General features: G+C 41.0%; 15 protein-coding genes. 13 read left to right on the top strand and 2 right to left on the bottom strand.

The features are described 5' to 3' along the window. Window positions 1-108 precede the first annotated feature (108 nt). From IAE55_RS18255 to IAE55_RS33845, 13 genes are all read left to right on the top strand, one after another. Complete coding sequence (locus IAE55_RS18255; protein ID WP_200633464.1) at window positions 109-786, top strand: response regulator transcription factor; 678 nt, start codon at window positions 109-111, stop codon at window positions 784-786. After that, window positions 783-1,793, top strand: coding sequence for a sensor histidine kinase (locus IAE55_RS18250; protein ID WP_200633463.1), 1,011 nt, complete (start codon window positions 783-785; stop codon window positions 1,791-1,793). Before IAE55_RS18255 ends, IAE55_RS18250 begins: the two co-directional genes overlap by 4 nt. A 92-nt stretch (window positions 1,794-1,885) precedes the next feature. Next, complete coding sequence (locus tag IAE55_RS18245; protein ID WP_200633462.1) at window positions 1,886-2,599, top strand: ABC transporter ATP-binding protein; 714 nt, start codon at window positions 1,886-1,888, stop codon at window positions 2,597-2,599. Next, window positions 2,596-3,345 carry an ABC transporter permease gene (locus IAE55_RS18240; protein WP_200633461.1) on the top strand — a complete coding sequence of 250 codons (750 nt, stop codon included), beginning with the start codon at window positions 2,596-2,598 and terminating at the stop codon, window positions 3,343-3,345. Before IAE55_RS18245 ends, IAE55_RS18240 begins: the two co-directional genes overlap by 4 nt. Continuing rightward, entirely contained in the window at window positions 3,342-4,097 is a 756-nt protein-coding gene (locus tag IAE55_RS18235; protein WP_200633460.1) for an ABC transporter permease, read from the top strand. Before IAE55_RS18240 ends, IAE55_RS18235 begins: the two co-directional genes overlap by 4 nt. A 263-nt stretch (window positions 4,098-4,360) precedes the next feature. After that, entirely contained in the window at window positions 4,361-5,356 is a 996-nt protein-coding gene (locus IAE55_RS18230; protein WP_200633459.1) for a serine hydrolase domain-containing protein, read from the top strand. Window positions 5,357-5,454: 98 nt separating this feature from the next. After that, entirely contained in the window at window positions 5,455-7,848 is a 2,394-nt protein-coding gene (locus IAE55_RS18225; protein ID WP_200633458.1) for an excinuclease ABC subunit UvrA, read from the top strand. Beyond that, complete coding sequence (locus IAE55_RS18220) at window positions 7,845-8,807, top strand: serine hydrolase domain-containing protein (RefSeq protein WP_200633457.1); 963 nt, start codon at window positions 7,845-7,847, stop codon at window positions 8,805-8,807. Before IAE55_RS18225 ends, IAE55_RS18220 begins: the two co-directional genes overlap by 4 nt. Window positions 8,808-9,132: 325 nt before the next feature. Next, window positions 9,133-9,516 carry a helix-turn-helix transcriptional regulator gene (locus tag IAE55_RS33860; protein ID WP_234489662.1) on the top strand — a complete coding sequence of 128 codons (384 nt, stop codon included), beginning with the start codon at window positions 9,133-9,135 and terminating at the stop codon, window positions 9,514-9,516. Continuing rightward, window positions 9,513-10,016, top strand: a complete 504-nt coding sequence (locus IAE55_RS33855; protein ID WP_234489661.1) for a GyrI-like domain-containing protein — start codon at window positions 9,513-9,515, stop codon at window positions 10,014-10,016. Before IAE55_RS33860 ends, IAE55_RS33855 begins: the two co-directional genes overlap by 4 nt. 356 nt (window positions 10,017-10,372) lie before the next feature. Next, window positions 10,373-10,843 carry a DinB family protein gene (locus IAE55_RS18210; protein ID WP_200633456.1) on the top strand — a complete coding sequence of 157 codons (471 nt, stop codon included), beginning with the start codon at window positions 10,373-10,375 and terminating at the stop codon, window positions 10,841-10,843. A gap of 134 nt (window positions 10,844-10,977) precedes the next feature. Beyond that, window positions 10,978-11,445, top strand: coding sequence for a hypothetical protein (locus IAE55_RS33850; RefSeq protein WP_234489660.1), 468 nt, complete (start codon window positions 10,978-10,980; stop codon window positions 11,443-11,445). Then, window positions 11,414-11,899 (top strand): alpha/beta hydrolase, encoded by a 486-nt coding sequence (locus IAE55_RS33845; protein WP_234489659.1) that lies wholly within the window; start codon window positions 11,414-11,416, stop codon window positions 11,897-11,899. Before IAE55_RS33850 ends, IAE55_RS33845 begins: the two co-directional genes overlap by 32 nt. A 283-nt stretch (window positions 11,900-12,182) precedes the next feature. Here the strand turns inward: IAE55_RS33845 and IAE55_RS18200 are convergent, their stop codons facing one another. Further along, window positions 12,183-13,679: a monooxygenase gene (locus IAE55_RS18200; RefSeq protein ID WP_200633455.1), complete on the bottom strand. Its 1,497-nt coding sequence runs from the start codon at window positions 13,677-13,679 to the stop codon at window positions 12,183-12,185. Between the two features lie 24 nt (window positions 13,680-13,703). Beyond that, window positions 13,704-14,045, bottom strand: coding sequence for a RidA family protein (locus tag IAE55_RS18195; RefSeq protein WP_325168658.1), 342 nt, complete (start codon window positions 14,043-14,045; stop codon window positions 13,704-13,706). Window positions 14,046-14,237 lie beyond the last annotated feature (192 nt).

The raw sequence follows: 14,237 nt of genomic DNA, 5'->3' as shown, positions 1-14,237 counted from the left end.
TAAGACGACAAGAGTAAGCGAACGATAAAATTGTCTTAACTGGAAACGATTATTTATATTGTGTTAATCTGGCTAGTGATGAACTCAATTTAGAGAGGGGGATGTTACTTGAAAAGAACCGTATTATATATTGAAGATAATGAGAAGATAGGCAGCCTGCTAAAAGAAGAATTGGAAAAACGAGGATTTTCAGTTCAGTGGCTGCTTTCTGGTGAAGGAGCCGAGAAAGAAGTAAATCAGCATGAGGTCGTTATATTGGATATCATGTTACCTGGTTTAGATGGTTTTACTGTGGGAAAACGATTAAAAAAGGCAGCTCCTGCTGTTCCTATTTTGCTGTTATCCGCTCGAACATCGATCGATGATAAGGTAGATGGCTTACAATTTGCTGATGACTATTTAACGAAACCATTCCATACGGATGAATTAGTTGCAAGATTGGAAGTATTAATCCGTCGAAGTGGTGGTTTACATTCCGAACGCATTTTATTAGGAAATCAGATTGAAGTAGATTCAGAAGGCCAAATGGTATTTGACAAACGCACAGGTGAAGAAATTATATTGACAGGGAAACAACATCAAATCTTAATGTACTTCTTACGGCACCCTAATCAAGTTATACCAAAAGAACAAATTTATGAAGCTATCTGGGAAGAAGTATATATAACTGGTGATAAAACATTAATGGTACATATTCATCGACTGCGTCAAAAGCTGGAACGTCATCCAGATTCCCCTGAGATTATTGAAACGTTGAAGGGAATAGGCTATCGGGTGAAATTATGAAGCATACTAGATCATTATTTCGTCGTTTTCTAAAAGTACATTTTCTATTTATCTTTCTTCCTCCGATAATGCTTATTTTCATCAGTGCGTTTTTTGGGGTTTCAAATACACATGAAAAAAATGTAAATACGTTAAATCTGTTTTACGTTTCCGTGCTATTGTTTGGTTTTATTATGGTCGCATTTGTTATATTATCTTGGCTGTTTTTCTTGAAACTTCAAAAACGTCTCGCCCGCTTACAGGAAGTCATGTCATCTTCAGCTAAAAATAACTCATTTCCTAAACCCATATCAGTTCAAGCGGATCGTATGGATGAGATTGACCAGTTAGGAAGTTCTTTTAATTGGATGATTCAGCAGCTTGAAGACAGTCGCAAGCGAGAGTATGAAGAGGAGTTATTACGAAAACGACTCATTGCGAATTTATCTCACGATTTACGAACGCCACTTACTATTTTGAGAGGACACGTCACCAGATTAAATAAAGAATCTATAAGTTTAGAAGGACAGAACTCATTAGCAGAGATAAACCATACGATTAGTAGAGTCGGAGATCTAATGGATGATTTACTTTCCTACACACTGCTTACATCAGGGAAACATCCTTATCAATCCATTGCAACAGATATTGGACGTTTAGTAAGAGCATCTGTTGCGGCGTGGTATCCTCTATTTGAAGAAAAAGAAATTCAGCTCGATGTTGATTTACCGACAGAGGAGACTTTTTATTGGGAAGCAGATCCTAAATGGATGACACGAGTTCTGGATAATTTATTTCAGAATATTATTCGCCATGCAGCAGAGGGGAAATATACAAACATTGTGGTTGATGTAGAAAAAGAACTGATTATGGTTGCAGACAGAGGTCCAGGTATGGATAACTCATCCTATGAGGGCGGAGCAGGGATTGGTTTATCGACTTCAAATTATATGTTGAAAAGAATGAAGCTAAAAGCTGAATTTACATCCAATGAAAATGGTACAAGAGTAGCTATTGGTAGAGCTTAACCTAGAGTTAACCCAGAAGTAAACAGCATGATAACCGAGATGTAACCTTGCTTCTTTATAATTGGAACCATAACAGAAAGGAAGTGTTATGGTTGATTACAATTCATAACTTGGTGAAACGTCGCGGAACTCAAGAGATCTTATCAGGTATCAGTTTTAAGGCCAGACCAGGTAGAGTAACTGGTTTTTTAGGTCCAAACGGGGCAGGTAAAAGTTCTACTCTTCGAATATTGCTTGGGTTAGATCGAGCCACCTCAGGAAATGCACTAATTGATGGGAAGCCATTCGCAGAATTACATAATCCTCTAACAACAGTAGGTGCCGCACTTGATGGATCTGGAGCTCATCGTATGCGAACAGGACGGGAGCATTTGCGTTGGATGGCACATGCCGCAGGATTGTCTCGCTCACGTGTCGAGGAAGTGCTGGATATAGTAGGTCTTACGAATGCAGCCGGTAAAAGAGTCGCGAAGTATTCCCTCGGTATGGGGAGAAGACTTGGGATGGCAGCTGCACTGCTTGGCGATCCCAAAATATTGGTTTTAGATGAGCCCGTAAACGGCCTCGACCCGGAAGGAATTCGCTGGATTCGGACATTTTTACGTGAACGTGCTGCGTCTGGTAATACGGTGTTGCTATCCAGTCATCTCATGGGAGAGCTTGCAGAGACTGTTGATGATGTGGTGATTATTCATCACGGAAAAATCGTTGCAGATGGATCATTAGAAGAAGTCATAGGTAACCATTCCACGCTAGAGGAAGCCTTTTTTGCCCTGACATCTGGACTTGCAGGTGATGTTGTATGAGAGCGTTCAATGCGGAACTATCTAAATTGTTCTCCCTACCGGGAATTTGGCTTGCCTTTCTGATCGGAGCATTTGCCCCAGCAGTCATTGCCGCCTTGGACAGCATAGCACAAAAAGAAGAGATTATAGCTGGACTTAGCACACGGCTATCGGAAGTTGGGTACATTGGATTAGGTCTTGGTGTGCAAGGCGTCATTATTCTCGGTGTGCTTGCCGTCAGCAGCGAGTATTTGGCAGAGAGCAGTGAATCCGGCGGAGGACAGCAGATTACAACAAGTTTAACGGTTGTTTCATCAAGGATTCATTTTTTGCTGGCAAAAGCAGGCGCTGTGACAGTGATCAGCATATTGCTTAGTGTTGTGGCTATTATGACAACGGTGTCTGCTACGCATCTTGTTCTTGGCGAGTACACCCCTGCATTTGAATGGCCTAAACTACTCGGTGCAGTTTGTTACTGGGCATTCACTGCTCTTTTAGCATTTGGGATTACTGTTCTAACAAAGCATGGCATGATCCCGCTTGCTGTGCTCATCATAAATACATCCTTTGTATCATTTAGTTTCCTGCTTTCTAAGGTTACAATGTTGGCGTTATACTTACCGGATCGGGCTGGCTTTGAAATGTTTATGTTTCTGAGCAATAGATTTCTCACCCCGTTCACAGGCGGTTTAGTCATGTTTGCCTGGGTCGTCGTTCTTTTCATTGCTGCAGCTATCGTATTCCATAGAAGGGACGTTTCATCATGAGTTTCCCTTCGAGTAAAAAGATAACACGAATCCTTGGCGCTGAACTGGATAAATTAGTTACACTACCTTCAATATGGATCACTCTTACAGGTACATTCATTCTTAATTTACTGTTAGCTGCATCTTTTACTTCGGTTGGTTTGCAAGGGACCGCAGGAACGCAAAGTATACTGAGTATAGGACTTGCTTCTATGAGATATCTTCAAGCAGGGTTCATTATTCTAGGTATCTTAGCTACTTGTTCGGAGTACAATGGTGGACAGATTCGAACTACTTTAACTACGATACCTTGGCGGGGGATTCAATTATCCACGAAGCATTTTGCATTGGCAATTATAATCATTCCTGCGGCATTTATTATTGCTGCTTCAGGTGTACTATATACTTTTACGATGATGAAAGACACAGCAGTAGTGATCGAAATAGACACGATGATAAAAACACTATTAGGTGCAACAGGTTATCTAACATGTACCACACTTCTTAGTGCAGCTATAGGTGCTTTATTTAGAAGAACCACTCCTGCTTTAGTGGTGCTGCTTGGTTATTATTTCGTTGTCAGTCCATTGACGAGGGATTTTCCTACTATTAGGAAATACTTTCCGGATACGGCAGGATCTTATATGTATATGCCGCCTTCACCTAATGAAATAAATGTCCTTACGCCAATGCAAGGAACAGGGATTTCAATGTTGTGGACACTGATCTTTATTACAGTAGCTATTGTACTTTTCCGTAAACGAGATGCCTAAGGTTTAGGTTCTCAATTTGACAAAAAAATGAGTCAAATCGCGGATTTGCTGTAGTGATGACGGGAAATCCTGCACCTTTAAAGTTATGGAGAAAATCGGAATGAAGTATGAAGGGATTAATCTAACGGGCAGGATAATTCAATCGTTTCTTGAATACATTTTGAGGTGGAGTATTCATGAAGTTCTTTAATATCACGTTAACAGAAATCAAATGAAAAGAGATGATATAGATCGCTTCAATCGCTCAAAAGATAGATCAATATATGAAATCACACTTAACTTGGGAATCATATTTCTCTGGATATTTTAATGGGACTGTTCTTGTGGCCCAAAAAGGAGAAGTATTGTTATCTAAAGGGTATGGGTTCTCTAAGCTGGAACATAACGTACCTAACTATGCGAAAACGAAATTTAGAATTGGATCAATGACGAAACAGTTTACCGCTGTTGCGATATTACATCTTTTTGAATTGAATAATCTAAATGTTCATGAAGGAATAAATAAGTATCTTTTCAATTATCCAAATGGACAGTCAATCTCAGTCCACCACCTTCTAACACATACCTCAGGGATTTCAAACTTAAACTATTTTCATTCTATGAGGCTTTATAATACAGCAGAAAAGTTAGTGGAGCGCATTAAAGAATTGCCCCTATTATCTGAACCAGGAGAACAATTTTCGTACAGCAATGCTGGTTATATGTTATTGGCATACATACTTGAGAAGATTTCAGGACTGAGCTATGAGGACTATTTAAGAATTTACCTATTGGAGCCGCTTTCAATGTATTCTACTGGGTGTGACAATTTCAGAACCATACTCAAGGATAGAGCATCTGGTTATAGTATGTGGGGGGAAGTTTGTAACACCGAATTTATAGATATGTCTACAGCATATGGAGCCGGTAACTTATATTCTACAATAGAGGACCTTTTTTTATGGGATCGAGCTATATCTGAAAAAAAATATATATTCAGTGAAGAATTGACGAGATTATTATTTAACCCAAATTTGAATAACTACGGATATGGTTGGTTTATAACAGAAGATGATTATACGAATCTCCTGCTAAGTAGGTTAAGAGTTCACCATTCCGGCGGAATAAATGGCTTTAGTGCTGAGTACAGTCGAATCATTCCCGATGATATAACAATTATTCTGCTAAGTAATTTTGACTCAACACCTGTTTACACAATAACTAAACAACTTATCGAAATCGTCCTTGAAAGCAATTCGAAGGGGTTATTTGACATCTAAGAATAAGGGATGATTCCCATTCCTCATCACGCGAAATCTCTGGAAACGGAGTCGGTACGAATCATGAAAGAAGCCTGCCTCCCATGGATGGGTTTAAGATGAAATATTATGAAAGGCAGCCTACTATGAACAAATTTATCGAAATAAAGGGTGCACGGGTTCATAATTTGAAAAATATCGATCTTAGAATTCCACGAGGTAAATTGACCGTGATAACCGGAGTATCCGGCAGCGGGAAATCCAGTCTTGCATTCGACACATTATATGAGGAGGGCAAGCGCCGATACCTCATGTTTTCGGGTACGCAGTTTATGGTGGACGCCGCACCGACCTTTGATCAAATCACAGGTCTAGCCCCTACCGTCGCAGTGGAACAAAGAATTATTCGCCAATCCAATCCACGTAGCACGGTTGGAACGCGGACAAAGATTGGCAATATGCTCGCCGTTTTATTTGCTACATATGGCAAGAGAGATCCCATTTACGACGATGGGCTTTCCCTAAGCATGGACATGTTCCTGAGGAACTCACCAAAAGGAATGTGCGTAAAGTGCTTAGGTAATGGAAACGTCTATTCGATTGATGAAGATAAGATATTCTCAGATGGAAGAACACAGTTAAAAGACCTATTAGTCGAACGGTTGCTATATCGGGGAGGAGCCAGAAAGAGGTTGGACGAATTTTGTTCATACCATGGACTGACTGTAACGCAACCGCTTCATACTTTGAGCAATGAACAACTGTTAGCTTTAAAAGATGGAGACCATGGAAAGACAAGTTTTCAGGGTGTCATTCCTTGGCTGTTGAATGGATTTAAATATGGTGAAATTAGCGGTAGGCAAAACGGCATTTTATCTGAAGCGTACGGAAAGAAGGAACCGTGCAGCAAATGTGGAGGAGCCGGCTTGGGTGAACAAGCAATGCATACAACAATAGCCGGAAAAACCATAACAGATCTGGAGAATATGTATATTAGAGAATTGAATGATTTTTTAACAAAGGACAACTCTGAATTATTCGGTATGACGCTTATCAATGAGATTCATCTTAAGTTGGATTGTATGATTGATGTGGGCCTTCACCATCTTTCATTGTCGCGCCCTGTCCCAACCTTGTCGGGTGGCGAAATACAACGCTTGTTCCTCGCTTCCTCTATCATTGCTCAGATGGATTCCATCATCTTTATATTCGATGAGCCGACCATTGGTTTGCATGAAATTGAGAAAGCAAAGCTCATTCAAATTATTCAAAATCTGGTTAATCGGGGGAATACGGTAATAGCTGTTGAGCACGATGAAAATTTTATGCGTGCTGCAGATTATATCATTGATCTAGGACCTGATGCTGGAATTTTTGGAGGTCATCGTATCTTTCAAGGCAGCTTCGACGATTTTATGACCTGTGAATTATCGAGAACCTCGCCATATCTAGCCGATCAAAAAAAGCTGCAAGTAAAGCAGACATATTCTAAGGTAAACCCGGAAAAAATGCTGACGATTGAAAATGCATGCCTACATAATCTTCGCCACTTAACTGTACAAATCCCTCTCGGGGTAATGGTAGGGATCGCGGGGATATCGGGCAGTGGAAAATCGAGTTTTATCTCAGGCACTTTGGTCCCTAAACTAAAAGAGTTTCTTACAATTACAGATGAAGACGAAGAAACGGTATTTTTATCCGATGTAAGGGTAAGTGGAATTGAACATATCAAGAAATGCTTGGTCATTGATCAAAAACCTATAGGAAGAAGCAGAACCTCTTGTCCGGCTACTTACACGGGGATATACGATCGGATCCGAAAAATGTTTGCAAGCACGTCTGATTCGATAGAGAGAGGATATGGAGCAGGATTATTTTCACTGAACTCCGAAGGTGGATGCCGTCAATGCAAAGGTGATCAAGTGATTAAATATCATGTGGGCTTTGGAAACTATATCGAACAAAATTGTGATGCTTGCGGAGGAACAGGCTTTATAGAAGAAGCCATGGAAATAACGATTGAAGGCAAAAATATACGGCAAATCCTCGAAATGAGCGTATCGGAAGCGATAGTTTTTTTCGGAAATGAGGAAAGTGCCGCATATGATAAAAATATCTGCCATTTACTTTTCACTCTTGAACGAGTGGGACTGGGATATATTAAGCTGGGGCAGCAAACACCGACCATTTCCGGCGGGGAGTCTCAAAGGATTAAACTTGCTAAAGAGCTTGGCAAGCAATCGGGGAAGGATCGATTGTATATTCTCGATGAGCCTACAACCGGCTTATCTTTTTCAGATAGTGAAAAACTAATCAAGCTGATGCTGGAATTAACAGAGAATGGGAATTCGGTCATTGTGACTGAGCATGACCCCGCTGTGTTAAGCAATTGCGATTATATTATAGAGTTGGGTCCAGGAGGCGGCAGTGATGGTGGGTTTATTATTGCGCTCGGATCCCCAGAGCAGTTGAAAAGAAACGAAAAATCGATTATCGGCAGGTATTTGAGATGAATTTAGAGTGGCAATATTCCACGCCCCAGGCGGAAGGCATGAATGCGGAGATGTTAGGCGACCTTGATGATTTTGTTAAACAAAAGCGATATCGGCTTGTCAACAGCGTCCTTGTTGTGAAAAACGGGAAAATCGTATTTGAAAGATATTACAACAAGTATAATGAAAATACAAGAAATCAGATTAAATCGATATGGAAAAGCATTCTTTCTTTACTGACGGGGATTTGTCTCGATAAAGGCATGATTCGAAGCCTGGACGAGCCAATCGGCGATTACTTGCCCGCGTTTCAAATGGGTGTCCATCCTTATCATAAGGCCATAACGATTCGGCATCTTCTCACTATGTCATCAGGGATTTTCTGGAACGGCGGAGTTCATTATCATTGCCCAATGGTCGAGCAAATGAAGCGGACGAGGGATTGGATCGCACATGTCGCAGATGTTGCGATGAAGGACAATCCTGGAAGCAGCTTCGTGTATAAAGAATGGGATGTGCTATTGTTATCTGCTGTTATTGGACATGCTTTCGGAAATACGTCGTATGAACTGTGTGAGGAGCTTTTATATAAGCCTCTAGGAATATCGAGTGGAAGATGGGCTGAAAGCCCTTGTGGTGTATCGTATACCGTGATGAAAGGAGAGGAACATTCTAATTTATCTGCCAGAGATCTTGCGAAGATAGGATTTCTAGTTCTAAACAACGGCATTGTAGAAGGCCAACGGATTGTTTCTGAACATTATATTAAGGAAATGCTAAAGCCAAACGACAACAACAGCTCATACGGATATTTGTGGTGGATACTGGAAAATGGTTATGCATGCAGGGGATTCGGCGGCCAAGAGATAAATATTCTGCCTAAGCAAAACATGATAACAGTTATTCAGGCTACCCCCACTCCATCAAGCAAAACTTATGGAGATATTCATAAGGAGATTCTTGAGAAATCTGTTGTTTGATTTAGCGCAGTATGTGCTAGTAAAATGGGGAAAGAAGTCAAATATAAATCGTCGAGCCAACTGAACAAATGGGGAAACAACAATCTAAAACAACACTGCAGCAGCCGGCTACTAAACGGCTGCTGTTTTTGTTGAACTAACGAGCAGGATAGTTATAAAGCACGATCTCAACGTTCCGAAAAAACTTAATTTAATCAGTTGATCTTTGCGCTATATAATTAATTATTAGAAACGACATGAATTCTCTAAGGAAACTAAATTGTGCACAAATAGTTGCGATATGAGAACGTAGCATACCTATACTTTTGATAAGAGGAGGGATCAGATGGATTGGCTCACGAGGATGAATCGAGCGATGGATTACATTGAATTGAATCTAACCGGCAAGATCGAATTGAAGGAAGTTGCTCAATGTGCTTGTTGTTCTTCCTATCAGTTCCAGAGAATGTTCTCATTTATTACAGATGTGTCTCTTGCGGAGTACATAAGGAGAAGACGGCTCACTCTTGCTGCAATTGAATTACAGAATAGTGATATGAGAGTTGTTGACATTGCGATAAAGTATGGTTATGAATCTCCAGTTTCATTCGCAAGAGCTTTTCAATGTTGCATGGTGTTAATCCAGCAATGGCTCGAGAAGAAGGGACTGACCTCAAAGCCTATCCTCGTCTTTCCTTCCTTATTTCAATTAAAGGAGAAAAGGCTATGAACTATCGTATCGAGACAAAAGAACCCTTTCAAGTATTCGGAATCGAAAAAGTGTTTCAATTAAACGGAGTAGATACCCCAGCAGAATTATGGAAGCAAAGCCATGCTAACGGCGAGGTTGAAAGGCTTACGGACAATGCAGGTGATCTACCAGCTTTTTTAAATCAGAACTATCATAAAGTACATGCTGTTTGTAGCTACAAAAAAACGGAAGAAGGTAGTTTTCCGTATATGCTGTCCGCATTTAAAGGGGATTCAAGTATAACGGATGGGTACACAATTATAACAATACCAGCTCAAACATGGGCGATTTTCCCCTCTGATCCGTTCACATGGGACAAATTTGATGAAACCATTGAGACATTATATAAACGATTCTTCTCCGAATGGCTTCCTACTGCTGGATACGAGCAGGTCGATGGGATGGAATTTGAAGTTACAGGAGTTAAAGACGGACTTAATTTCGTTGAGCTATGGTTTGCAGTAAGGAAATTAACTTAGGTATGGTTGTTTAAACACATTTTCTTGATTAGATAGAGCAGTTTTCAAGTTGCAGCTGCTCTATGTTTCGTTAAGCTAACGGGAAACAATTCACGTAATTCATTCAAAATTTTTGAGGAGAGCAAGAGTATGGGTGTTTTCCGGGTATTTTCCGTTTTGATAACCAGGCCGGAAAGCAATGAGAAGATATTAGTCGAGATGAAATGGTTCTGAAATCCGCACTAAGCTAACGGGAACCGCTAGCTCACTGAAAACATCTGGAGGTTGCTGGCTTTTTGGTCGGCTGCACATCGCTCCCTTTAATCGAGCATACATTTTGTGTATATTTAACACACACCAATAAAAGGAGATTAAATATGAGATCAATTGATTTAATTCTTTTAAATTTCAATGAAACACGAAGAAGAAGTATTAAGGTTTGGACTTCGATTCCTCAAGAAAAACTACATTGGAAACCCGATGACGAAGCAATGACTTGTTTAGAGATGATTAGGCATGTACTAGAAAGTGAACATTATTACCATCTAGCTATTCAAAATCGTGGAAGTCTAGAAGTATTCGATTCTCCTTTCGAAAAACAACCATTTTCCACTGTACATGCTGAATTAAATTTTGCAGAACCATATAGAAATCACTTCTTAGAGACTGTTAAGTCATTTTCTGAAGAAGATCTCACCAACATTAATATTGATCGTTCTGATGTAGGTTACGTGAGAAGTTTAGGCGACATGTTACTAAGAATCGCTTACCACGAATCAGTTCATATCGGACAATTGCTCGATTATTTAAGAACTGCACAGGTTCCAAGAATACGAGTTTGGGATTAATAGATAAACTGCGTAATCACTTAGATGGTACGCCTATTTTTAGTTACTACGTTCAAAGCTTTATTTGAGTCCTAATACCGCGCAGCATCCAGCAGTTTCCTTCAACAAGTAATAGTTAGAGGTGTAGAAAATCTATGAACGTATTTTTTAAAGGAACAAAAATGGTATTTGTATTGCTCATTTTGTTAGTAACGATTACAGGATGCACCACCAAAAAGCCTATATCTCCAACTGAAAATCAATCTCTATCTGATCAACCTCAAAATACGAAGCCTATAGAAAATGCTGTAAATGAAACACCCGTTGCCGAAGTGAAGAACATACCCAAAAACAAACCGATTAATTATGATCCTGCCTGGCCGGATCGTTCGGTGAAATCTTCTAACGGGCATCTTGTGAATAGTTGTGTTCCTGATGAGCTACGCAATAAAGCAACTACATTAACAACCAGTGATGGGGTATATCTGTCGGCACTTGTGCTTGGCAGCGGAGATAAGGGAGTCCTGCTTGCACACGAGCAAGGCTATAGCATTTGTTCTTTTCTTGACTTGGGAACAGAGCTGGCTGACAGTGGATATCTGGTTGTTATTCCTGAATCGTAATCATGGTGCCTCACAGAATACTCCGGAGGATAACCAGAATATAGATCGTGATGCAGATGCTGCCTTAAGCGAACTCAAACGATTGGGTGCAAAAAGAGTGTTTTTGGCAGGAGCATCATGTGGCGGTAGTACAGCAATTATTGCAGGCGTTCGTCAAGCGCTGCCTATTGAGGGGCTGATTATTCTTTCTTCTCCTGCACAATGTGGGCCCCATGATGCCATTCCAAGCGTCGAGAAGATTAAAGCACCATCCATGTTTGTTTTTTCACCTGGCGATTATGGAGGCTCAATTGAAAAAGAAGTGCGCAAATTATATCAAGCATCCGGAGCAGCGGATAAAGAGCTGATTGCGGATGAGAGTGGCTATCACGGAACAGATATGTACCACAAGGGAGAGCACGGTGATGCCTTAAAGTCCAAGCTTATTGACTTTGTTAAAAAGGTATTTAATTAAAGTAAATCAGGCGAAGCGTTGTAAAACGACAAGAACATACACGATTAAAAGCCGCATAAAAGCGGCTTTTTTTGTTTTAACGATATATGTTCTGGTCAGAACCCGACGACAAGAACATATATATTTTGCCGAAAAAGACAACAACCTGTACGGTTATAAGCACAGCCACGAATGATACGGAACGGTCATATCTTTGGTTTCTCCTGTGTAACGTTCTGAGTGGCTTTATCCTAAAGAAGTGGGGGGCAGAGTCTCAATCGGCAGATTAATGATGCTTGTATGGCTAATCCGTAATGTCTCCGCACCAGCGAGTGATACCTTCATTTATTTTTTGCATTGGATTCGGATCAGATAGAGAAATCACCCAGGCAATATGTCCATCCGGACGAATAAGTGCCGTGTGGACGTCGTTCCAATCCGCGTCTGCCTCAGCCAAAGATGCATGTAATACTTGAAGATTGCTATACGTTTCCCATTGTCCGCTATTCTGTTCATTAGAATGGAAATGCAACAGAAGAAAAGTACCTTTGTGTTGGAGCTGATAGGTGTTAATCAATTGCCCGTCTTTCAGTTTTAAGCTGAGATCTTTGAACCGTTTCCCGTTAAAAGGATGGGAAGGGGCTTCGGCGTCGGGAGCATAATGTACATCAATTGCGGAAATCTGAGCAGCGATTTGATAATTAGCCTCGGGTATTTGAATCAGATTAGCCAACATGCTTCGCAGTTCCGTGATGGGTGGAGTCACGTCCAGAAGCAAGGTTTGGACCTCGGTATTCCGGAGCAAGGCCGTATTCCATGGAAAACGTTCGGTATGATAACTGTCCAATAGCCAGTCCGGAGCCCAGCCTTTGATTGCTCCTGCTAGCTTCCAGCCTAAGTTCATCGCTTCTTGTAAGCCAACGTTCATTCCCTGTCCACCAGCGGGAAAATGAATGTGCGCCGAATCTCCCGCCAAAAACAATCGACCATTCCGATAGCGTCCCGCCTGCCGCGTAGCATTTCCAAAACGGGACATCCATTTCACTTCGTTCAATCCCAGGTCGCTTCCGGTCGTACGGATGAGCGATGAACGAAACTCTTCCAATGTTACGGTCTCATCCTTAGAGATGTTTCGTCTATTCACGTCGATAATTAAGACCCGATAGATACGATCATTGATCGGCATGATGCTGACCAAACCTTTTTCTGTAATTCGGGATATGACACTCATAGGAGCCAAATCAGATAGAACAGCATCCCCCAGAATAGCCGTGAAGGACGCGTCTGTACCTACAAAGGATATATTTGCATGTTTGCGAACCAAACTTCTGGCTCCGTCTGTACCTACCACATAAGCCGATCTTAACGTTGTTTCTCCATTAGGTCCGGCGATCTTAACGTCAACCCCATCCTCATCCTGATGCACAGTTAGAGCCTCATACCCTCTCCAGACCTCTGCGCCAAGGCTAAGAGCCCATTCCTCCAGCACCTTCTCCGTCTCACTCTGCGGTAAAAAGAGAGTGTGATTGGAAGAAGAATCCAACACAGAGAAATCCAAAGGAGTTTCTAATCCGGCAAAATGTCCTCTCGAAAGTAAGCGGCCTTTACTGATTAATTTTGATTTCACTCCACGCATATCTAATATTTCAAGGGTTCGTGGATGTACGGTAAGCGCACGTGAATATGGGGTTGTCTCTTTTAATCGCTCAATGACACAGACCTTTACACCGGCTAATGCCAATTCTCCAGCTAACATCATGCCGACAGGTCCGCCACCGATTAGGATGACTTCATATTTCATATAAATAACCTCTTTTCTTAAACATTATGGGAAGATCACGATAGCGTCTATTTCGATAAGCCATTCAGGATCGGCTAGCGCTTGAACACCTATATAGGTACTTGCTGACTTCGGCCAGTCAGAGCGAAACACATGAAATCCGGCGTCAAAAATAATCGAAATCAATTCCGGGTGGTGGTTTACCACAAAAATGTTCATTTTTGCAATGTACAATGGATCCGCTCGCGCTGCTTCCAATGCATACTTAAGATTGGTGAACACTTGAATTGCTTGCGCGTAATAGTCCCCTGAACCGATCAATGCGCCTGTTTCATCTACAGCAACCTGACCTGAGATGAAGGCCAGTTTAGAGGCAGTAGTTACCACGACATGGGAAATACAGATGTAACTTTATCCGTCAATGTCCTGGGATTCACGATTTCCATAGGCAGGCATGAACCTCCTTCATTAATTATTGTTTCACTTGAATCTTTTTTGGTATATATAAAAAAAGATGTTATTAAAATTATATATAATTATTGTTTCAAATGAAACAAATTAATTGTACGTTTCGCTCTT

Origin of the sequence: Paenibacillus sp. S28, assembly GCF_016624415.1 — a bacterium.
GTDB classification, from domain to species: Bacteria; Bacillota; Bacilli; order Paenibacillales; family Paenibacillaceae; genus Paenibacillus_AQ; species Paenibacillus_AQ favisporus.
Note: the sequence above shows the minus strand (reverse complement) of the source record. Positions and strands in the feature narration are given on the sequence as shown.

Excerpts from the sequence above, each read along its gene's own strand:
- IAE55_RS18250 (WP_200633463.1), top strand. The coding sequence starts at position 783 with ATGAAGCATACTAGATCATTATTTCGTCGTTTTCTAAAAGTACATTTT.
- IAE55_RS18240 (WP_200633461.1), top strand. The coding sequence starts at position 2,596 with ATGAGAGCGTTCAATGCGGAACTATCTAAATTGTTCTCCCTACCGGGA.
- IAE55_RS18235 (WP_200633460.1), top strand. The coding sequence starts at position 3,342 with ATGAGTTTCCCTTCGAGTAAAAAGATAACACGAATCCTTGGCGCTGAA.
- IAE55_RS18230 (WP_200633459.1), top strand. The coding sequence starts at position 4,361 with ATGAAATCACACTTAACTTGGGAATCATATTTCTCTGGATATTTTAAT.
- IAE55_RS18225 (WP_200633458.1), top strand. The coding sequence starts at position 5,455 with ATGAAATATTATGAAAGGCAGCCTACTATGAACAAATTTATCGAAATA.
- IAE55_RS18220 (WP_200633457.1), top strand. The coding sequence starts at position 7,845 with ATGAATTTAGAGTGGCAATATTCCACGCCCCAGGCGGAAGGCATGAAT.
- IAE55_RS33860 (WP_234489662.1), top strand. The coding sequence starts at position 9,133 with ATGGATTGGCTCACGAGGATGAATCGAGCGATGGATTACATTGAATTG.
- IAE55_RS33855 (WP_234489661.1), top strand. The coding sequence starts at position 9,513 with ATGAACTATCGTATCGAGACAAAAGAACCCTTTCAAGTATTCGGAATC.
- IAE55_RS18210 (WP_200633456.1), top strand. The coding sequence starts at position 10,373 with ATGAGATCAATTGATTTAATTCTTTTAAATTTCAATGAAACACGAAGA.
- IAE55_RS33850 (WP_234489660.1), top strand. The coding sequence starts at position 10,978 with ATGAACGTATTTTTTAAAGGAACAAAAATGGTATTTGTATTGCTCATT.
- IAE55_RS18200 (WP_200633455.1), bottom strand. The coding sequence starts at position 13,679 with ATGAAATATGAAGTCATCCTAATCGGTGGCGGACCTGTCGGCATGATG.